At 71.9% G+C, this 19489-nt stretch carries 23 protein-coding genes and 1 tRNA gene; 10 read left to right on the top strand and 14 right to left on the bottom strand.

Features of this window, described 5'->3' with window-relative positions:
• Together ACFVQZ_RS29595 and ACFVQZ_RS29590 are read right to left on the bottom strand one after the other, a co-directional pair.
• A complete protein-coding gene (locus ACFVQZ_RS29595; RefSeq protein ID WP_383627756.1) occupies positions 1-1440 on the bottom strand; it encodes a serine/threonine-protein kinase in 1440 nt (479 codons plus the stop codon).
• Between the two features lie 52 nt (positions 1441-1492).
• Positions 1493-2044 carry a DNA-binding protein gene (locus ACFVQZ_RS29590; protein ID WP_030493753.1) on the bottom strand — a complete coding sequence of 184 codons (552 nt, stop codon included), beginning with the start codon at positions 2042-2044 and terminating at the stop codon, positions 1493-1495.
• A 128-nt stretch (positions 2045-2172) separates the two neighbouring features.
• Here ACFVQZ_RS29590 and ACFVQZ_RS29585 point away from each other — a divergent pair.
• Positions 2173-2245: transfer RNA gene (locus ACFVQZ_RS29585), tRNA-Ala, on the top strand.
• Between the two features lie 84 nt (positions 2246-2329).
• Here ACFVQZ_RS29585 and ACFVQZ_RS29580 read toward each other — a convergent pair.
• The 7 genes from ACFVQZ_RS29580 to ACFVQZ_RS29550 form a co-directional block, all read right to left on the bottom strand.
• On the bottom strand, positions 2330-3388 hold the full coding sequence (locus ACFVQZ_RS29580; RefSeq protein WP_383627754.1) for a 3-oxoacyl-ACP synthase III family protein: 1059 nt from the start codon (positions 3386-3388) through the stop codon (positions 2330-2332).
• A gap of 100 nt (positions 3389-3488) precedes the next feature.
• Positions 3489-4466, bottom strand: a complete 978-nt coding sequence (locus ACFVQZ_RS29575; RefSeq protein WP_383627752.1) for a DMT family transporter — start codon at positions 4464-4466, stop codon at positions 3489-3491.
• Between the two features lie 47 nt (positions 4467-4513).
• Positions 4514-5245, bottom strand: a complete 732-nt coding sequence (locus ACFVQZ_RS29570) for an SDR family NAD(P)-dependent oxidoreductase (protein WP_383627750.1) — start codon at positions 5243-5245, stop codon at positions 4514-4516.
• 101 nt (positions 5246-5346) lie between these two features.
• Positions 5347-6177 (bottom strand): hypothetical protein, encoded by an 831-nt coding sequence (locus tag ACFVQZ_RS29565; RefSeq protein ID WP_383627748.1) that lies wholly within the window; start codon positions 6175-6177, stop codon positions 5347-5349.
• On the bottom strand, positions 6174-6794 hold the full coding sequence (locus ACFVQZ_RS29560) for a hypothetical protein (protein ID WP_383627746.1): 621 nt from the start codon (positions 6792-6794) through the stop codon (positions 6174-6176). Before ACFVQZ_RS29560 ends, ACFVQZ_RS29565 begins: the two co-directional genes overlap by 4 nt.
• Positions 6795-6886: 92 nt before the next feature.
• Positions 6887-7579 carry an HAD family hydrolase gene (locus ACFVQZ_RS29555; RefSeq protein WP_383627744.1) on the bottom strand — a complete coding sequence of 231 codons (693 nt, stop codon included), beginning with the start codon at positions 7577-7579 and terminating at the stop codon, positions 6887-6889.
• Complete coding sequence (locus ACFVQZ_RS29550; RefSeq protein ID WP_383627742.1) at positions 7572-8348, bottom strand: AfsA-related hotdog domain-containing protein; 777 nt, start codon at positions 8346-8348, stop codon at positions 7572-7574. Before ACFVQZ_RS29550 ends, ACFVQZ_RS29555 begins: the two co-directional genes overlap by 8 nt.
• Before the next feature lie 212 nt (positions 8349-8560).
• Here ACFVQZ_RS29550 and ACFVQZ_RS29545 point away from each other — a divergent pair, with 212 nt between their 5' ends.
• Positions 8561-9148, top strand: coding sequence for a TetR/AcrR family transcriptional regulator (locus ACFVQZ_RS29545; protein ID WP_030493751.1), 588 nt, complete (start codon positions 8561-8563; stop codon positions 9146-9148).
• An 84-nt stretch (positions 9149-9232) separates the two neighbouring features.
• Here the strand turns inward: ACFVQZ_RS29545 and ACFVQZ_RS29540 are convergent, their stop codons facing one another.
• From ACFVQZ_RS29540 to ACFVQZ_RS29530, 3 genes are read right to left on the bottom strand one after another with little or no spacing between them, the layout of a single operon-like run.
• A complete protein-coding gene (locus ACFVQZ_RS29540) occupies positions 9233-9640 on the bottom strand; it encodes a hypothetical protein (protein WP_383627740.1) in 408 nt (135 codons plus the stop codon).
• A 24-nt stretch (positions 9641-9664) separates the two neighbouring features.
• Positions 9665-10564, bottom strand: coding sequence for an RNA polymerase sigma-70 factor (locus tag ACFVQZ_RS29535; protein WP_383627738.1), 900 nt, complete (start codon positions 10562-10564; stop codon positions 9665-9667).
• A 40-nt stretch (positions 10565-10604) separates the two neighbouring features.
• Positions 10605-11804: an NAD(P)/FAD-dependent oxidoreductase gene (locus ACFVQZ_RS29530; protein ID WP_383627736.1), complete on the bottom strand. Its 1200-nt coding sequence runs from the start codon at positions 11802-11804 to the stop codon at positions 10605-10607.
• Between the two features lie 299 nt (positions 11805-12103).
• On the opposite strand from ACFVQZ_RS29530, the gene ACFVQZ_RS29525 reads away from it, so the two are divergent.
• Positions 12104-12469 carry a DUF6344 domain-containing protein gene (locus ACFVQZ_RS29525; protein ID WP_030493747.1) on the top strand — a complete coding sequence of 122 codons (366 nt, stop codon included), beginning with the start codon at positions 12104-12106 and terminating at the stop codon, positions 12467-12469.
• A 97-nt stretch (positions 12470-12566) separates the two neighbouring features.
• On the opposite strand, the gene ACFVQZ_RS29520 is transcribed toward ACFVQZ_RS29525, so the two are convergent.
• Positions 12567-13319, bottom strand: coding sequence for a DUF5324 family protein (locus ACFVQZ_RS29520; protein ID WP_383627734.1), 753 nt, complete (start codon positions 13317-13319; stop codon positions 12567-12569).
• Positions 13320-13556: 237 nt separating this feature from the next.
• On the opposite strand from ACFVQZ_RS29520, the gene ACFVQZ_RS29515 reads away from it, so the two are divergent.
• Positions 13557-14075 carry a peptidylprolyl isomerase gene (locus tag ACFVQZ_RS29515; protein WP_030493745.1) on the top strand — a complete coding sequence of 173 codons (519 nt, stop codon included), beginning with the start codon at positions 13557-13559 and terminating at the stop codon, positions 14073-14075.
• A 23-nt stretch (positions 14076-14098) separates the two neighbouring features.
• Positions 14099-14965 carry a rhomboid family intramembrane serine protease gene (locus ACFVQZ_RS29510; RefSeq protein WP_030493744.1) on the top strand — a complete coding sequence of 289 codons (867 nt, stop codon included), beginning with the start codon at positions 14099-14101 and terminating at the stop codon, positions 14963-14965.
• Positions 14966-15292: 327 nt separating this feature from the next.
• Here ACFVQZ_RS29510 and crgA read toward each other — a convergent pair whose 3' ends face one another.
• Complete coding sequence (gene crgA, locus ACFVQZ_RS29505) at positions 15293-15547, bottom strand: cell division protein CrgA (protein ID WP_030493743.1); 255 nt, start codon at positions 15545-15547, stop codon at positions 15293-15295.
• A 140-nt stretch (positions 15548-15687) separates the two neighbouring features.
• Here crgA and ACFVQZ_RS29500 point away from each other — a divergent pair, with 140 nt between their 5' ends.
• The 5 genes from ACFVQZ_RS29500 (at position 15688) to ACFVQZ_RS29480 (ending at position 19307) form a co-directional block, all read left to right on the top strand.
• The gene (locus ACFVQZ_RS29500) at positions 15688-16467 is read left to right on the top strand and encodes a DUF881 domain-containing protein (protein WP_383627731.1); all 780 of its coding nucleotides are present in this window, start codon (positions 15688-15690) and stop codon (positions 16465-16467) included.
• A gap of 109 nt (positions 16468-16576) precedes the next feature.
• Positions 16577-16738 (top strand): hypothetical protein, encoded by a 162-nt coding sequence (locus ACFVQZ_RS29495; RefSeq protein ID WP_030493741.1) that lies wholly within the window; start codon positions 16577-16579, stop codon positions 16736-16738.
• A complete protein-coding gene (locus tag ACFVQZ_RS29490; protein WP_030493740.1) occupies positions 16735-17373 on the top strand; it encodes an aminodeoxychorismate/anthranilate synthase component II in 639 nt (212 codons plus the stop codon). Before ACFVQZ_RS29495 ends, ACFVQZ_RS29490 begins: the two co-directional genes overlap by 4 nt.
• The gene (locus ACFVQZ_RS29485) at positions 17370-18593 is read left to right on the top strand and encodes a class E sortase (RefSeq protein WP_383627728.1); all 1224 of its coding nucleotides are present in this window, start codon (positions 17370-17372) and stop codon (positions 18591-18593) included. Before ACFVQZ_RS29490 ends, ACFVQZ_RS29485 begins: the two co-directional genes overlap by 4 nt.
• Before the next feature lie 36 nt (positions 18594-18629).
• Positions 18630-19307, top strand: coding sequence for a class E sortase (locus tag ACFVQZ_RS29480; protein ID WP_030493738.1), 678 nt, complete (start codon positions 18630-18632; stop codon positions 19305-19307).
• The last annotated feature ends 182 nt before the right edge of the window (positions 19308-19489 follow it).

Genomic DNA, 19489 nt, shown 5'->3' with positions numbered 1-19489 from the left:
TCAGACCTGCGTCAGCGCCCAGAAGCCGACCGCCAGCGACACCAGCGCCAGCAGCAGCACCGGGACCGCCACCTTCGGGGGCGGTCCCGGTCGCCGTCCGGGAACCTGAACGGGCTGTCCGGTGTATGGATCAGTAGGGGTGTGCCGCTGCGGCTGGGTCGGCGGCACCGCGGGGTCGAAGGGGGGCACGGGATGGGCGACCGGCGGGGGCAGGTGGAAGCTGCCCGTCTCGGAGGGCCCGGGCACCGGCTGCCGGTACGGGTTGTGCTGCTGGTCCTGGTGGGGCGACTGCTGGGGCTGCTGGTAGGGCTGCCGGTACGGGTCGTGGAGGGGCGGCGTGGGCGGCTGCGTGTGCGGCTGCTGCTGTGGCTGCGGGGCCGGGGCGGCCGGGGCCGGGGCGGTGGCGGCCGGGACCGGGGCGGCCGGGGCCGGGGCGGTGGCGGCCGGGACCGGGGCGGCCGGGGCCGGGGCGGTGGCGGCCGGGACCGGGGTGGCGGCGGGGACCTGCGGGGCCGGCGGCGTGTCCTGGGCCGGTGGCGGGGTGTCCTGGACCGGGCGGGCGACCGGGCCGTCGGGGCCGAAACCGGCGGGCAGCGGGCCGAGCTGGTCGAAGATCTCGACCGGCTCCTCGCCGCCCTCCGGCTCGGGCAGCATCTCCGCGGCGGCGTTCAGCGCCTTCCGCGCGCCCGTGGCCGTACGGAAGCGGGCCTGCGGGTCCGGCTGGAGCAGCCCGGCCAGGACCTGCCACAGCGGCTCGGGGACGCTGTCGGGCGCCGGCGGGGTCCCGTGCGTCAGGAAGTGCTCCACCAGCGCCTGCGAGTCCGGGCGGGTGCCGTGCAGCAGATACAGCGCGACCAGGCCCACCGCGTACAGGTCCGCAGTGAAGTCGGGCTCGGCGCCGAGGAGTTGCTCGGGCGCGAAGTAACCGGGCGTGCCCACCACGTAGTTGGTCTCGGTGAGCCGCGGTTCGCCCTTGCGCATCGAGATGCCGAAGTCCGACAGCCGCAGGTGCGGACGGCCCGTACCGGTGGCCTCCATCAGGATGTTGGCCGGCTTGATGTCCCGGTGCACGACCCCCTCCGCGTGCACCGTCGCCAGCCCCGACAGCAGCTGGTCGAGAAGCGTGCACACATACCGGGGCGGCAGCGGCCCGTAGTCGCCGATGACGTGGGCGAGCGAACCGCCGGCGACCAGGTCCATCGTGAAGAGGACCTGGTCGTCGTCGGCGGCCCAGCTGGCCGGGGCGAGCACGTGCGGATGGTCGATCCGCAGCGCCTGCTCGCGGACGAAGCGGAGCAGCGTGTGCGCGTCGCTCTGCTGGAGCACCTTGGCCGCCACGTAGCGGCGGCGCCGGTGGTCCCAGGCGCGCCAGACCGCGCCGGCCCCGCCCCGCCCGATCGGATCGATCAGCTCGTACCTGCCGGCGAAGACCTCACCCATCGCGCTGCGCCCGCTCCCCGTCCGTCGTCAGTCGTCCGTCGTGTGTGCCGTGTCAGTTCTGGTGGGACTCGTAGTGGGCGACCGCGTCGGCGGTGCGCCCGGCGCCGTAGACCCGGAGGAACTCTGCCAGTTCCGGGTGGTGCGGGGCGAGGGAGTCGGCGGCGTCGATGATGTCGCCGGCGGCGGCCACGGAGCGCAGCAGCGACTGGATCTCCCGGACCACGCGCCGCACGGTCGGTGCGCCGGAGCCGTTGGCGGTCTGCCCGCTGGTGCCGGTGAGGACGGAACCGCCCTGGGACTTCTTGATCTCGTCCATGCGGTCGGTGGCCTCGGCGGCGCTGACGCTGCCGTCGGCGACCTGCACGGCGAGCTCCTGGAGGGCCTGGACGCGCTGGACCACGGCCGGGTTGCCGATCTTGGCTCGCTGGCCGCTCATCAGCTGGGACAGCATGGGCGCGGAGAGCCCGAGCACCCCGGCCAGCCTGGCCTGGTTGAGCCCGAGATCGTCGATCAGCCGACGGAAGAGCGCCCCCAGCGGCTCCCCGTACCAACTGCGCTGAAGCTCTCTGGCTCTTGCCGTGGCTTCCTGCTGCGCTGCGTCCATCACTTCTCCCCATCCCTGCGGTTCGCCACTGCGAACCTCGGTCAGCATCTTACGGAGAGTGGTCGTTCACCGGGAGCCCCCACCTTTTGCCCGGGACAGGCGCGGAACCGGTAGGCTGTCCTCGTTCCGGGGCCTTAGCTCAGTTGGTAGAGCGCTGTCTTTGCATGGCAGATGTCAGGGGTTCGACTCCCCTAGGCTCCACAAACGATAGCCCCTCTGACCTGCGTAAACGCGGCCGGAGGGGCTTTTCTCGTACGGGTTTTCCCCAGGGTGCGCCGGTCGGCGTCAGCGGGCCCACCTGAGGAGCGTCGCGCCGATGGACATGCCGCCGCCGAAGGCGCTCAGCAGGACGGTGTCGCCCCGGCCGAGGTCGCCGCGGCGGTGGACGAGGTCCAGGGTGACCGGGACGGAGGCCGCGCCGGTGTTGGCGGTGTCCTCGACGACGATGTGGTGGCGGGCGGCGTCGAGACCGATCGTGGGTGCGATCTCCCTCAGCATCTGGCCGTTGGCCTGGTGCGGGATGAAGTGGTGGACGTCGGCGGGGGAGGTCCCGCTGTGGTGGAGGATCTCCTTGACCGCCACGGGGAGCTGCTCGGTGACGAAGTCGCGGACGGCTCGGCCCTGCATGGCGAAGTAGTGCGCGGGGTCGTCGGGGGCGTGGTGACGCGCGGGCGAGCGGCTGCCCCCGAGGGGCACTTCGATGGTGCGGTGCAGGTCGCCGAAGGTGCGCAGGGTGGTGGCGACGATCCCGCCGGGCTCGTCCACGGGGCCGATGACGACGGCTCCCGCCCCGTCGCCGAAGAGCACGGCGGTGCGGCGGTCGGTGGGGTTGATGATGCGCGAGTAGACGTCCGCGCCGATGACGAGCCCGTACCCGTCCTCGGGGACGACACGGGCGGCGGTGTTGAGGGCGAAGAGGAAGCCGGTGCACACGGCGTTGATGTCGAAGGCGGCGGCGTTGTCGGCGCCGATCAGGTGCTGCACGATCGCGGCCGTGGCGGGCTGGGGGTGGTCGGGGGTGGAGGTGGCGACCACGATGTAGGAGAGCTGCGCGGGGCGTATGCCGGCGTCGGCCAGGGCCGCCCGGGCCGCGTGCGCGGCGAGGTCGGAGGTGGCCTCGTCGTCGGCCGCGTAGTGGCGGACCCGGATGCCGGTCTTGCGCAGGATCCACTCCTCGCTGACGCCGGTGGCGGCGGCGATCTCGCCGTTGTCGACCGTGCGGGAGGGAAGGTAGGAGCCTGTGCCGAGGATGCCGTGGCGGCGCGTCGCGGGAGCGGGCGATTCGAGCTCGCCGCCCTGGGTGTACCAGACGCCGGAGACGCAGGGTGAGCTGTTGCAGGTCATGAGTGCGTACCTTTCCGTGCACCGGATGTGCGGTCCGCGGGGCGGCGACCGGTGGGCCGCGGGGCGGTGCTGCGCACCGCCCCGCCCGCAGCGAGAGGTGTCAGCGGCCGGCGGCGGGGGCCGTGGCCTGGTCGGCGGGCCGCGCCGCGACGGGGGCGGTCCCCGCGCGGGCGAGGTGCCGGCGGGTGGCGATGTTGGCGCCGATCAGGGACGCGATCACCAGACAGATGCCGGTCAGTTCCGCTCCGGTGGGGGTGTGGCCCTGGAAGGCGGAGACGACGAACGCGGTGACGGGGACGAGGTTGATGAACAGCACCCCGTTGGTCGGGCCGAGGTTCCGGTTGGCGATGTTCCAGGTCAGGATGGCCACGGCGGTGGCGGGGATCGCCACGTACAGGATCTGCCACCAGGCGGCGGCGTAGTCGCCGGGGCCGAAGCTGCCGGTCCAGCCCGCCGCCTGGCTGACGGCGGTGACGACCAGGATGCTGACGGTGCCGGGCAGGCAGCTCAGCGCGGTGTAGCGCAGGGGTGACCAGGTGGGGAACTGCGAGGCGCTGGTGGTGTAGACGACCCAGCAGACGACGCCGATCAAGGTGAGCAGCCCGCCGGTGCCCAGGCCGCCGGAGAACACGGTGAGCGGGTTGCCGTTGCCGAGGACGATGGTCAGACCGATCAGGGCGAGGACGACGAAGGCGAGGGCCAGGGGCGCGGGGGCCTTCCTGGTCCTGATCCACAGCACGATCACGGTGACCAGCGGCATCGTGGCCACGACCAGGGACGAGCTCTGCGCGGGCATGGACTGCAGTCCGACGTAGGTCAGCAGGTTGAAGCCGGCGAACCCCACGGTGCCGAGGATCCACAGCTTGCCCAGGGTGCCCTCGTACCGGAACGCGGTCCTCCCTTCCTTGAGGGCGAGGAGCGCGAGGAAGATCAGGGCGCCGAGGGCGAAGCGGGCGGCGGTGAGGTGGAAGGGGTCCAGGTGGTGGTAGGCGGACTGGGCGACGGCGAACATGCCGCCCCAGGCCAGCGCGGTGGCCAGGCCGCCCGTCACGCCGCTCAGGGTCTTGGAAGAAGACATGGCTGGGGGAACTCCAGGAGTCGTGGTGATCGCGGGAGGAGGACGGGTCAGACCCAGCGCCAGGCGTCCAGCTCGATGGACGACGGGTGGGCGCGGGACGAGCTGGTGAGGATGGACCAGGTGGCGTCGGCCACGTCGTCCGCCGAGAGCATCCGCTCGCGCTGCTCGCCGTCGTACGAGACGTGCTCGGCCATGGCGTCGCGGAAGCCGGTGTCCACCTTGTCCAGGACCAGGCTGGAGACCTTCACTCCCCAGGGGCGGGCCTCCTCGGCCAGGCACTTGGTCAGACCCTCCACGCCGTACTTGGACACGGAGTAGGCCAGGGTGGCCGGTGCGGGGCGCCGTCCCCAGATGGACGACATGTTGACGATGACGCCGGAGCCGGCCTCGCGCATGTGCGGGAGCACGCTGCGGGCCATGAGGAAGTAGCCGGTCAGGTTGGTCTGGAGGGTCTGCTGCCACTCGTCGACGGTGCACCGCTCGATGCCGCCGAAGCGCACGATGCCGGCGACGTTGAGCAGGTAGTCGATGCCGCCGAAGCGGTCGGCCGCCTCGGCCACCGCGGCCTGGACGGCGTCCGCGTCCGCCACGTCCAGGACGCTGGTGTGGAGGCGCTCGGCGGGCCACTGCTCGCGCGCGACGGTGTCCCGGAGGCTCTCCGCGTCGTGGGAGTGCAGGACGAGGTTGGCGCCTTCCGCGCCGAGCCGCCGGGCCAGGGCGAGCCCGATGCCGCGGTCCGCGCCGGTGATGAGGGCCGTACGGCCAGTGAGGGAGGGCATGACGAACTCTTTCGTGTCGTGAGAGGGAGAGGGAGAGAGAGGAGAGAGGCGGGAGCCGGGGTGGCCGTGGCCGCAGGAGGGAACCCCGCGGCCACGGCGGGTCAGTCGCGCGTCGTGAACTCGCCGAAGTGCGGTCCGCGCAGCTTGAGCTGGGCGTGGATGTCACCGCCCAGCCCGAAGTGGCCGATGGCGCCGCCGTAGTTCTGCTGGTAGCTCATCCACAGCACCACCACGTTGATGACCCGGTTCGCGCCGGGGGTCCCCGGTGCGGGAAAGGGGTTGGGCAGGGTCGCCTGGTAGCGGCCCATGCCGTTCCCGTCGCTGTAGAAGGCGTTGGGCACGCCCAGCGGGCCGGGGCGGGTCGGTCCCGCCGGGTCGAGGTCGCGCTCCCGCAGCGACATCACCGTGTACACGCTGTCGGGGATCAGACCGGTGAACGCGAACGTGAAGCGGGCCTGGCGCGCGTCCGGCGTCACCTCGACGTCGAGCTGCCCCCGCGCCTTGACCCACTGCCCCAGGGTGATCGGTTCGCGCAGCCGCGGGCCGTCGGCCTCCCGCAGGTCGGGGATCGGCGCGCGGTGCAGCGGGTAACTGGGGCGTTCGACGGAGTGGGCGTCCGGGCGCTGCTCGGGGGCGAACAGCATCGGGTAGTTGTTGCACGGCAGCGGCAGCGGCAGGGTGTACAGCTCCATCTGCCGGTCCTGTTCGTCCAGCTGCTCCGGCAGTTCCCGCACGACCGTGTACGGCAGGTCCTCGCCCAGCGGCGGCACCGGGCTGGCCGCCGAGACGACAGCTCGCCCCCAGCGCGGTCCGGACGGCGTGTTGAGCCGGCCGATGACGACGAAGTCGCCGTTCTCGTCCATCACCTCGCTGGGCGGGTAGGCCGGTCCCTGCGTGGTGACGCTCAGGTCGTAGGAGCGGCTGCGGCTCACCGCTCCACCCGCTCGTAGAACTTCGTGTACAGGCCGCGGTCGCCGCCGGTGATGTACCGGTCGCCGGCCTGCTGGACGATCTCCTGGTAGCGGGGCGAGGTGAAGGCGGTGTTGTACTGCTCCGGCGGGCAGTCGAAGCCGGACACGAACATGACGCCCGGGGCGCTGCTCAGCAGGGAGTGGTAGGCGAGGAAGACCTCGGCGTCGTCGTGGCCCCGCACCACGTCGAAGATGGTCGCCTCCCGCCAGGCCCGGTACGCCTGGTACTGGCCGGGCTTGACCTCGACGTGCCGCATCTGGACGTAGCGCGTCTGCGGCAGTTCCCGGTCCGTGGGCTTGGGCGCCTCGACGAACTCCAGGAGTTCGCGGGAGAAGTCGCCCTCCGCGTACGCGGCGAGGCCCTCGAACTGCCGCTGCCACTCGGGCCGGAGCGCCTCGACGTCGGCGACCGCGGACAGCGCGGTGAACTCCAGGAGGGACGTCCCGTCCAGGCCCCGGTACAGGGCGCGGTCGCGGGCCGGGGCGTCCGCGTGCAGACGGAGCCAGGCGGCAGCGGCTTCGTCCGCGCGGTCGGGCTTGACGGACAGTTCGGACGTGACGATCAGCGAAGCGGACATGCGTACTCCCTCATGAGGATGGTTTGCGTGAGGACTGATGGTGAAAAAACGGGTGAAGGGTTCTCGGGCCGGCGTGCGCGGCCGGAGGCGGCTCAGGCCGCCGCGCGGGCGTACGGCAGCCGGCGCCAGCCCCGCCGCTCGGCCAGCCGCGCCATCTGCGGCTCGTCGCCCACCACCACCGGCGTGCCGACGGCCTCCAGCAGGGGCAGGTCGCTGGTGTGGTCTCCGTACGCCGCGCAGCGGGCGGGGGACAGCCCGTGGCGCGCCAGCCAGTCCCGGGCGGCGTGTGCCTTGCCCTGGCCGATCATCGGCGTGCCGACCTCACCGGTCAGCAGTCCCCCGCGGACGGTCACCGGCGCGCCCAGGGCGTCGGTCGCGCCCAGGGCTTCGGCGATCGGGTCGAGGCAGGCGAAGAAGGACCCGGAGACGAGTACGGTCCGGGTGCCGCGCTTCCGCAGCAGGTCGTGCTCGGCGACGGATTCCGGCAGCCAGAAGTCTTGGGCCCGGCTCTCCCTGGCGAACCACTGGGCGCCGAGGCGTGCCAGACGGCGCTCCGGCTCACCGACGTACAGCCGGTAGTAGGCGCGGTTCACGTTCTCGCGCGCGGCCCCGAGCTCGGCCATCCGGTGCAGTTCGCCGGCCAGCCGCCGATAGGTGTCCGGCCCCTCTCCCCGGGCTTCCAGGTAGAAGTCGAGGAACCGGAACATGCTCTTCACCGAGATCAGGGTCTCGTCGACGTCGAAGAAGGCGGCCTCGGGGGCGGCACCGTTTCCGTTCTCAGACACCGACGGGCTCCCTCGCGTCGACGGGGGTGTCCGCGACGGTGTGGGCGACGGCGTGGGCCGCGCGGCGGTGCTCCTTCGGCTTCAGCACCCGCTCGTCGAAGGCGCTGAAGGTGATGCGCGACAGGGACGCCCTGCGGCCGGCCTGGAGCAGGCTCACCTCCACCGCGAACGACAGCCGCTCGGGGTCGCTCACGTCCGACGTGAGGACGCGGTACTCGATCTGCGCGTCGAGCGGGAACAGGAAGTTCTCGAAGTCCGTGTTCAGGGACTCGATGACGTAGTAGTACCGGCGCCCGCCGTGGGCCGCGGCGAAGTAGCGCTCGGTGACGGCGAGGAACATCTGGCGCGCCGCCTCGACCGCCACCATGCCCTGGACGTGCTGGCCCGTCTGGTGGTCCAGCAGCAGCTCGTTGTCGTTGTGCAGTCGCAAGGACGCATGGAACAGCGTCTCGTCCACACGGCGCAGATCGGCTATGAGCGCGTTGGGCTCGCTGCGCTTGTGGCACTCCGCGCGGGTGGCGAGCTCCGCCTCCTGGAGCACGAGCCGCACCCGGTGCTCCAGTCCGTGGGTGCGGACCCGCTCGCGCACCAGGTTCCACTCGAAGCGCCCGACCCCCTGGCCGGCGCGGACCACGTGCTCGGGCCCTTCCTCGAACGTGCCGGCGTGCAGTTCCGTGAGGAACTGCGACACCGTGACCACGTCCTCCTGCGCGGCGAAACCGGCGAACCGGTCCCCGACGACCACGATCACGCGAACCGTAGTGGACATGCTCAGAACCCCCTCCTAGCAGCATCAGGACACCGCGAACCGCCCCTTGGCAGAGGGACGTTGGAGAAGCGGACCGCCGTTTGCGGCTGCGCATCCCCTGCGGTGGGGATGACGTTACGAAGATCGGCGAGGCGAGTGCAACCATCTAGTTGGTTTTTTGCTTGTTGTTGAAACTAACTAGATGGTTGGTTTGATGTCTATAGTGGGTCGGCATGCAGACCGAGAAGAGCCAGATCACCCGCAGGAAGCTCCTGGACGCGGCCCGCGCGGAGTTCGCCCGGCACGGGATCGCCGGGGCGCGCGTCGACCGGATCGCCGCGGCCTCCGGGGTGAACAAGCAGCGCCTGTACGCGAACTTCCGCAGCAAGGAAGGGCTGTTCGCCGCCGTCATCAGCGCGGCCTACGAGGATCTCGGTCGTCACGTCCCGGTCCCCGAGACCCTGGAGGCCGCGCGGCGCTACGTCGGCGACATCTTCGACTACCACGCCAAGGACCCCACGCTGGCCCGGCTCATCGCCTGGGAAGGGCTCCACTACGGCGGGCAGGACTTCCCCGGCCAGGAGGAGCGGTCGGCGTACTACCGCGAGAAGTGCGGCAAGCTGAGCGTCGCCCTGGGGGAGATCGGGCGCTGCGAGACGGCGCACCTCGTCCTCACCCTGATCGCCATCGCCACGTGGCCCTTCGTCGCCGAGCAGCAGCGGGTCCTGCTCACGTCCCAGGGCGGCGATCCGGACGCGCTGCGGGCCTCCCTGGTGCGGCAGGGAGCCGCGGTGGTCGACGCGACGGCGGCGCGGGACTGAGCGGCCAGGGACTGAGCGGCGCGGGACCGTTCCGGGGGACGCGGAAGCCCCTCCGGCCGCGGAGGGGCTTCCCGGGGCCGGCGGTCAGCGTGCGGGTCTGGGGTCGGTCGTGAGGGCGCGGGCCAGGTCCAGGGTGCTGAGGGCGACCATCACGACGCCCAGCGGCACGTGGTACTCGGGGAGGTGGGCCACGCCCAGGGCGACCTGCGCCGAGGCCAGGACGAGGAGCCCGGACGCGTACAGGATCGGGCGGGGGCTGCCGCCGCCGGGCCGCCAGGCGACGACCGCGGCGATCACGTACAGCATCGAGGCGCCGTACATCACCCGGGAGCCGGCGTCGTGGAGGAGGGCGCCCTGGGAGGAGACGAGCAGGGCGCCGGCCGTGCCCGCCTGGAACAGGAGCGCCAGGGTCTGGAGCGCGAGGGCCACCTTCAGGGTGGTGTTGTACGCGCGGGAAGGGGCGGAGGCGGGTGCGGTGCTCGGTGCGGGCATCTCGGGGTCCTTCCCGGAACGAGGTCAGCGGAGGGTGAGGGGGGTCTCGGCCGTGAGGTGGGTCAGCTTCTCCGGGTTGCGCACGTAGTAGAGGCCGGTGATCAGGCCGGACTCCACGCGCATCGCCATGACCCCGTCCAGCTCGCCGTCGAGGAGGACCGCGAGCGCCGGGGAGCCGTTGACGACGGTGGGCTCGGTGGTGATCGTGACCCCGGCCTTGTCGGAGCCGCCCAGGTAGAAGCGGGTGACCTTGTCGGCGCCGACGACCGGACGCAGCGCGGCCTTCTTGATCCCGCCGCCGTCGCCGACGAGGACGACGTCGGGGGCGAGCAGGGCCAGGAAGTCCTGCGGGTCGCGGGTCTCCAGGGCCCGCCGGAAGGAGTCCACGACCGCCCGTGCCTCCCGTGCCGAGACCGTGGTGCGGGGGCGGCGGGCGTCGACGTGCTTGCGGGCGCGGTGCGCGATCTGGCGGACGGCGGCCGGGGTCTTGCCGACGGCCGCCGCGATCTCCTCGTACTCCACCTGGAACACCTCGCGGAGCACGAAGACGGCCCGCTCGGTGGGGGTGAGGGTCTCCAGGACCAGCATCATCGCCATCGACACCGACTCGGTGAGCTTGACGTTCTCCGCCACGTCCGGTGTCGTCAGCAGCGGTTCGGGCAGCCACTGCCCAACGTACGCCTCGCGGCGCCGCTGCACCGTGCGCAGCCGGTTGAGGGCCTGCCGGGTGGTGATGCGGACCAGGTACGCCCGCCGGTCGCGGACCTGCTCCAGGTCGACGCCGGTCCAGCGGAGCCAGGTCTCCTGGAGGACGTCCTCGGCGTCGGCGGCCGAGCCGAGCATCTCGTAGGCCACCGTGAACAGCAGGTTCCGGTGGGCGACGAAGGTCTCGGTCGCCGGGTCCGTGCCGTGCGCGCTCGTCATGCCGCTGTCTCTCCCCGTCGTCGGTGTGCGGTGCCGGCGGTCAGGCCGCGGGCTCGGGGGTGTCCGCGGTGCGGACCGCGCGCTCCCGCAGCAGCCGCGGCCGGTGCTTTCCGTCCTTGGGCCAGGAGTGCGCACCGGGCTCGCGGGCCTCCGCCGTCCGGTGCTTGACGCTGAGCGTGCAGCCGAGTTCCTTGAGCTTCGCCCCCGCACGCCCACCGACGTAGAGTGCCATCGCCCGGTCGTCCTTGTGGGCGATCTGGAAGATCGCGGTGCGGCGCCCGAAGCTGAGGCACATCGCGTTGAACGCCAGGTCGACGGGCTCGGGCTGCTCTCCCGCGATCCGGGCGAGGACGGTGTCGGCGGCGTGCGCCCCGAGGCAGCCGGCGACGTAGGCGCTCATCCGGAACGGCAGGCCGGAGGGGGCGGAGCAGTCCCCGGCCGCGACGATCCGCTCGTCGTCGACGCTGGTGAGCGTCTCGTCGGTGAGCAGCCGTCCGTCGGCGTCGGTGGTCAGCCCGCTGCGCGCGGCGAGGCCGGGGACGCCGAAGCCGGCGGTCCAGACGGCGAGTCCGCCGGTGACCGTGCGGCCGTCGGCGAGGCGGACGGTGTCCGCGGTCATCTCCGTGACCTTCGTGCCGGGCCCGTCCAGCACGGTGACCCCGAGGGCGGCGAACCGGCGGGCGGCCGAGCGCCGGGCCCTGGGGTGCAGGTACGGGCCGAGGAGCCCGCCGCAGACCAGCGTCACCGGGCGGCCGCCCTCGGCGAGTTCGGCGGCGGTCTCGATGCCGGTGGGGCCGGCGCCGACGACGGTGACGGGGACCCCGGCGGGCAGCGCCGCGACGGCGGCGCGCAGCTGCTCGGCGGCCTCCAGTTCGGCGACGTGGTGGGCGTGTTCGGCGACGCCGGGCACGTCGGGCCGGGCGACCGTGCTGCCGACCGCGTACACGAGGTGGTCGTAGCGGACGGTGCCGCCGGACGCCAGGGTCACCACGCGCGCGGGGGCGTCGATCCGGGCCACGGAGTCGACCACGCGCCGGGCCCGTCCGGTCAGCACCTCCTCGTACTCCATGACCGCGGGGTGGCTGCCGCCGACCAGCTGGTGGAGCCGGAGCCGGGGGACGAACGACGGACGGGGGTTGATCACCGTCACGGTCACGTCGTCGTGCCGGGTGAGTCGGTTGGCGGCCATGACCCCGGCGTATCCGCCGCCGATCACGACCACTTCGGTGGTGCGGCCCATGATGTCCCTCCTCCGTGCGCCCCGTCCTCAGGGGTGCGACTTCAAGACACCGCGGGGCCGTCGCCTGTGACAGGGGTGTGACGGGCATCACGGAGGCAGGGGTGGGGAGGGGGGCGGGAGGCGGCTCTGGGCCGGACGGGTGGTGTTCATCGGAAGAACTGCGCGGCGGCGGCGTCGCTCCGCCGAAACCCGGGCCCGGTACAGATCATGAGGAAGGTATGAAAAGCGCGCAACCCGAGAGGAACCATTCGGGAAGCGCTCAAAGCATCTGAACGCCGCGTACACGAAAGTGAGGGGCCATGGCCACCGCCAAGGTCAAGCAGTTCTGGACCGCCTTCATCTCCGTCCTCTTCGCCCTGCTCGCCTCCGTCGGCCTGGCGGCTCCCGCCGCCGCCCGGGGCCAGGCCCCGGTGACCCAGCCCGAGGAGCCGGCCGCCCCCGCCGCCCGTCCCGCCGCCGCGGAGCGCGCCGCGACCGTCGTGGCACAGCGGCAGGCGGAACCGTGGGCACCCGCCCGCCGCGGTTCGCTGCCGCCCACCATCAAGCAGCGGATCGGTGCCGAGGCGCACGGCTCCTCGCCCGCCGTCCGGCAGCTGCGCCCCGCCGCCCCGCTCGCGGCCGAGCCGGCGGCGCTGACGGAGCTGGCGCTCGCGACGGCAGCCTGAGGTGCGGGGAGACCACACCTCGCTCCCCGCACCTCAGGCCCCGCAGCCCGGACCGATCCACCCCGTGCAGACCGCCCTCGTACGGAACGACCCCAGGTCAGCGGCGCTCGTCGGGCTCCGTCGACTCGGTCTCCGTCTCCGCCTCGATCCCGGCCACGGTCCCGGTCTCGACCTCCACGTCGCTCCCGGCCTCCGTGACCACGCCCGAACCGGCCTCGGCCTCCGCGCCCGTGTAGACCTCCGACGCGGACGGCATGCCCGAGCCCTCGTCCACCTCCGTGGGAGCCGGCGGCTCGACCAGCCAGTCGGGGTTGGACTGCTTGTCCCACCACTTCCAGGCGGCGAACGCGCCGCCGACCAGCACGCCGAACACGGCGAGCCCCTTGACCAGACGCCCGGCCCTGGCCCGGCGCTCATGCTTCCTCACGATCTTCCGGACGTCGTCCGGCGTCACCTGGCCGCGCAGCGCGCACCAGGCGGCTTGCGTACGCGACCCGGCCTCCCCCAGGACGGGACCGGTCGCGGCGACCGCGTGCTCGACGCGCGGAACGGTGTAGTCCGTCACCTGATGGGCGACCGAGCGGGTCCGGGCCGCGGCGCGCTGCGCGGCCATGTCGACCCGCGGCGGCACGTGCGGCGCCACCCGCGCCGCGTACTGCGCGCGGGCCTGTGCACGGGCCTGCCGAGCGGCGCTCGACACCTTGGGTGCGAGCCGCGCCCGCGCCTCGTGCGCATAGTGCGCGGCCTGGTCCTTGGCCGTGCCGGCGTACGGCGCCACCACGTCCGCGGCGTGCAGGACGCTCTCCTTCGCCGAATCCGTAGCGGCGCGCACGCTGTCCATGCGAGTCACGGGTTCCTCCTCCTCGGTGGCGAGCGATGTCGGGTTTTCGCCTTTCCATCCTTTTCGGCATCATGCCTGCCGGAGCGCGGTCCGGCATGCGGGGCGGGCATCCGGGGCATGCGAGGGACGCGAGGCATGCCGACGGCCGTACCGGGGCATGCGAGGATCGACTCGCCAGAGCCGCCGGCGCGTGAGGCGTTCCGTTCCGCGGCGTGACGCACGATCAGGGAGGGGCGGACCGTGGCGATGCCGCACGCGATCCTCAAGACCAGCGCGGGCGACATCGAGGTGCGCCTGCTGCCGTTCCACGCGCCGAAGACGGTGCGCAACTTCGTCGAGCTCGCCTCGGGCGAGCGCGAGTGGACCCACCCGGGCACCGGCCGGGTCTCCTCCGACCCCCTCTACGACGGCACGGTCTTCCACCGCGTCATCGGCGACTTCATGATCCAGGGCGGCGATCCGCTGGGCACGGGCACGGGCGGCCCGGGGTACGAGTTCGCGGACGAGTTCCATCCCGAGCTGTGGTTCGACCGGCCGTACCTGCTGGCGATGGCGAACGCGGGGCCGGGCACCAACGGCTCGCAGTTCTTCATCACGGTCGGCCCGGCGACCTGGCTGAACCGCAAGCACACGATCTTCGGCGAGGTCGTGGACCCGAAGAGCCGGGCCGTCGTGGACGCGATCGCGGCCGTGCCCACCGACCCGCAGACCCAGCGGCCGCTGGAGGACGTGGTGGTCGAGTCCGTGGTGATCGAGCAGCGCTGACCGGGAAGGACGGGACCCCGCCCATGGACGCGCAGGCCGGACTCCAGCCCTGCTACCGCCACCCCGACACCGAGACGGGCATCCGGTGCGCCCGCTGCGAGAAGCCCATCTGTCCGCAGTGCATGGTCTCGGCCTCGGTCGGCTTCCAGTGCCCCGACTGCGTCCGCGGCGGGTCCGGCACCGGGCACGCGGCGGACGCGAACCGGCCGCGGACGCTGGCCGGCGGCCGGGTCCGGACGGACGACCGGCTGGTCACCAAGGTCCTCATCGGGATCTGCGCGGCCGTCTACCTGCCGGTGCTGATCCTCGGCGACCGGTTCGTGGACGAGCTGGTGCTGATCGGGTACGCGTACAACCCGCTGCTCGGCGAGGTCGTGGGCGTCGCGGACGGCGAGTGGTACCGGCTCCTCACCGCCACGGTGCTGCACCAGGAGCCGTGGCACATCCTCTTCAACCTGCTGGGCCTGTGGGTGATCGGCGGGATCGTCGAGCCCGAGCTGGGCCGGTCCCGGTACGCGCTGCTGTGCCTGATCACCGGCCTGGCGGGATCGGTCCTCGCCTACACGGTCGCGGCGCCGAACCAGCCCTCGCTGGGGGCCTCGGGCATCGTCTACGGCCTCATCGGGGCGTGGGTGGTGCTGGCCCGCCGGCGCCGTCAGGACATGCGGCCGGTGGCCCTCTTCGTGGCCCTGTCCCTGTTGCTGACATTCACCCGTCCGGGGATCTCCTGGGAGGCGCACGTGGGGGGACTGGTGGCCGGTCTCGTGCTGACGTACGTCCTCGTGCAGGCGCCCCGGGCCCGCCGGGAGCTGATCCAGTACGGCGCCTGTGGACTGCTGCTGCTGATCGAGGCGGGCGTGGTCGTGGCCCGTACGATGGCGCTCACCTGAGCGCAGAGGCCTGTGGACGAGCTGGGGAGAAGAGCTTTCCCCAGAGTTATCCACAGTGTGCGGCGGGTTCTCCCCACCACCCTGGGTGTGACGGAGCCCCCTGCCTCTGACCTGGGATTTCTCCCGGGAGGCAGGGGGTGTCCGTCGATACTGAGGCGGTCCTCGCGGTCATACCGGCGTCAACCCGGTGCGAGTTATCCACAGATCTTCGTAAGTTATCCAGTGCTGTGCACAACGCTGTGGATAAACTCTGGGGTGAGCTTGACGGCAGCCGGGCGGACCCGCTAAGCGCCCGTCGCCGCGGCTCGCTTCCCCGCCGCTACGGGCTCACTTCCACTGGGTGGAGACACCGAACCCGGCGGCGATGAAACCGAAGCCGACCACGATGTTCCAGTTCCGGATCGACTCGATCGGAAGCGAACCGTCGGTGACGTAGAAGACCACGATCCACACCAGGCCGATGGCGAACAGCGCCAGCATCACCGGAGCGACCCAGCTGCGGTTCGTCAGCTTGATGTTGGCGGCCTGCTTCGCCGGCGGCGGCGTGTAGTCGGCCTTCTTGCGGATCCGTGACTTCGGCACGAGGGACTCTCCTGTCGATGCGCTGCGTGACCGCGCAGGGAACTGTGGCTGGCGCCGGGATGTGACGTAGCAGCTCGACTGCGCCCCCCGGGCGTCCGTTAGCGTAGTGGTTCCGCGGCGCAGAAGGGGATCAGGGTACGTTGAGCAATTCCGCCGGCACTCCGGGCGAACCCCCCGCCGGACCGGGCCGCACCTCCAGGTGGCGCCCCGTCCGGCTGCTGACCCTTGCCGTCTTCGCCCTCGCCGGCCTGCTCTTCGTCACGAGCTTCAACACCGCCAAGGGCACCAACCTCCGCACCGACGGCTCCCTGCTGCGGCTCTCCGACCTCATCGAGGAGCGCAGCCACAAGAACGCCGGCCTCGACGAGACCACCGCCGCCCTGCGCGGCGAGGTCGACTCCCTGGCCGCCCGCGACGACGGCTCCACCGCCGCCGAGGACCGCAGGCTGAAGGCCCTGGAGGCCGCCGCGGGCACCGCCGAGGTCTCCGGCGCCGGCCTCACCGTCACCCTGAACGACGCCCCGCCCGGTGCCCAGGCCGCCCCCGGCTACCCCGAACCGCAGGCCAACGACCTGGTCATCCACCAGCAGGACCTCCAGGCCGTCGTCAACGCCCTGTGGGCGGGCGGCGCCGAGGGCATCCGCGTCATGGACCAGCGGCTCATCTCCACCAGCGCGGTCCGCTGCGTCGGCAACACCCTGATCCTCCAGGGCCGCGTCTACTCGCCCCCGTACAAGATCACCGCCGTCGGCGACCGGGGGAAGCTCGACAAGGCCCTCGCCGACTCGCCGGCGCTCCAGAACTACCAGCTCTACGTGAAGGCGTACGGGCTCGGCTGGAAGGTCGACGACCACAAGAACGTGACCCTCCCCGGCTACACCGGCGCCGTCGACCTCCACTACGCCGAGCCCGCCGCCTGAGCAGCGCCGCCCGAGCCCGGTTGTCCACAGGCTTCGGACAGCTTCCCCACGGCGCCCCCCGCGCCCCGTACTCTGGTGCCCGTAACGAACGGAAGGGGCGTCGGACGTCATGTACGGATGGATCTGGCGGCATCTGCCGGGCAACGCCTGGGTGAAGGCGCTGATCTCGGTCGTGCTGGTCCTCGCGGTCGTCTACGTGCTCTTCCAGTACGTGTTCCCCTGGGCGGAGCCTCTGCTTCCGTTCAACGATGTGACGGTGGACGGCCAGTGAGCGCGCGAATTCTCGTCGTCGACAACTACGACAGCTTCGTCTTCAACCTCGTGCAGTACCTGTACCAGCTCGGCGCCGAGTGCGAAGTGCTCCGCAACGACGAGGTGGAGCTGAGCCACGCGCAGGACGGCTTCGACGGCGTGCTGCTGTCGCCCGGCCCGGGCGCCCCCGAGCAGGCCGGCGTCTGCATCGACATGGTCCGGCACTGCGCCGCCACCGGGGTGCCGGTCTTCGGCGTCTGCCTCGGCATGCAGTCCATGGCCGTCGCCTACGGCGGCGTCGTCGACCGCGCCCCCGAGCTGCTGCACGGCAAGACCTCCCCCGTCCTCCACGAGGGCAAGGGCGTCTTCGCCGGCCTCCCCTCGCCGTTCACCGCCACCCGCTACCACTCGCTGGCCGCCGAACCGGCCGACCTCCCCGCCGAGCTCGAAGTGACCGCGCGGACCGAGGACGGCATCATCATGGGCCTCCGCCACCGCGAACTGCCCGTCGAGGGCGTCCAGTTCCACCCCGAGTCGGTGCTCACCGAGCACGGCCACCTGATGCTCGCCAACTGGCTGGAGCAGTGCGGAGACGAGGGAGCGGTCGGCCGGTCGGCGGGGCTCGCGCCGGTGGTGGGCAAGGCCGTCGCGTGACGACGGGCTCGCCGTGGTTCCGGCCCTCGGGGCAGCCGGGAGACGAGCCGATACCCGAGGAGCAGGGAGCCCCGCAGCCGTACGGGTACGGGCAGCAGGAGCCGTATCCCCACCCGTACCAGGAGGGGACGCAGCCGTACGCCCAGGCCCCGCACCAGGGCTACGAGGGCTACGACGGCGGGTACGCGGCCGACCGGGCGCCGTACGCGTACGGGACCCCGCAGGCTCCCCACGCCACCCCCGCCCCGCAGGCCCCGCGGGTGCCACACGCGCCGCACGTCCCCGAGGCCGCGCGGGAGGCCGCGTACGAGCCCATACGTGAGGCGTACGGGGCCGGGGAGACCCAGCAGCTGCCCGAGGTCGTCGAGGAGGCGCCGCGGCCCGTGGAGACCCTTCCCGGGCCGGGACGGGCCGAGCGGCGCCGGGCCGCCGCCAAGCAGGGCCGCGGGAAGCCCCGCAAGGCCGCCGCACCGGCCGCCGGAACCGGTGGCGACGCCCCGGCACGCCCCCTCACCCGCGTCGAGGCCCGCCGGGCCGCCCGCGAGGCGAAGGCGGCCAAGGACAGCGTCGGCGTCGTCGTCGGCGAGCTGTTCATCACCCTCGGCGTCGTCATGCTCCTCTTCGTCGCCTACCAGCTGTGGTGGACGAACGTCCTCGCCGGCCAGGAGACCAACCAGGCCAAGGAACGGATCGAGGACACCTGGGCCAAGGGCGAGTCCAAGCCGGACGTCTTCGCCCCCGGCGAGGGCTTCGCCATCATGCACATCCCCAAGCTCGACGTCGTCGTCCCCGTCGCCGAGGGCATCGACAAGACCAAGGTCCTCGACAAGGGCATGGTCGGCCACTACGGCGAGGGCAAGCTGAAGACCGCCATGCCCTCCGACAAGCAGGGCAACTTCGCGGTCGCCGGCCACCGCAACACCCACGGAGAACCGTTCCGCTACATCAACCGCCTCAAGCCCGGCGATCCGATCGTGGTCGAGACCCAGGACGCCTACTACACCTACGCGATGGCGAGCATCCTGCCGCAGACCGCGCCCTCCAACATCGCCGTCATCGACCCGATCCCCAAGGGCTCCGGCTTCACCGAACCCGGCCGGTACATCACCCTGACCACCTGCACGCCCGAGTTCACCAGCACCTACCGCATGATCGTCTGGGGAAAGCTGGTCGAGGAACGGCCGCGCAGCAAGGGAAAGCCGAGCGCGCTCGTAGGCTGAGACCCCACACCTCCAGAAGGGACGAGGGCCGACCCAGTGTCACGTGCGCGCAACCGGATCGCCGGGATCATCAGCGTCTTCGGTGAACTCCTCATCACAGCCGGCCTCGTGCTCGGACTCTTCGTCGTCTACTCGCTGTGGTGGACGAACGTCCTCGCCGACCGCGCCGCCGACAAGGAAGGCGCCCAGGTCCGCGGCGAATGGGCCGACCAGGGACCCGGTGCCCTCGACACCAAGGGCGGCCTCGGCTTCCTGCACGTCCCCGCCTTCGGCGGCGACGAGATCCTCGTGAAGCGCGGCACGGAGAGCTCCGTCCTCAACAACGGCGTCGCCGGCTACTACACCGAGCCGGTCAAGTCCGCCCTTCCGCAGGACGAGGAGGGCAACTTCACCCTCGCCGCCCACCGCGACGGCCACGGCGCCAAGTTCCACAACATCCACAAGCTGAAGAACGGCGACCCGATCGTCTTCGAGTCCAAGGACACCTGGTACGTCTACAAGGTGTACAAGACCCTCCCGGAGACCACGAAGTACAACGTGGACGTCCTCCAGCCGGTCCCGAAGGAGTCCGGGAAGACGAAGCCCGGCCGGTACATCACCCTCACCACCTGCACCCCGATGTACACCTCGGACTACCGCTTCATCGTCTGGGGCGAACTGGCCCGCACCGAGAAGGTCGACGCGAACCGCACCCCGCCGGCCGAACTCCGCTGAGCCGCGAGCGACAGAAGGGGAGAGCCCCGGATTCCTGTACCTGTGACAGGACTCCGGGGCTCTCCCCTTCGTACGCGCGAGGCGGGGCTAGTGACCTGAGTCGGAGATTCGTCGTTAGTTGGGCATGAGTCGTCCGGGTCCGAAGATTCCGCCGTTGTCTGTCACTGATGCCCAGAGGGCGG

Source organism: Streptomyces sp. NPDC057854, from assembly GCF_042797055.1.
Classification (GTDB): Bacteria; Actinomycetota; Actinomycetes; order Streptomycetales; family Streptomycetaceae; genus Streptomyces.
Note: the sequence above shows the minus strand (reverse complement) of the source record. Positions and strands in the feature narration are given on the sequence as shown.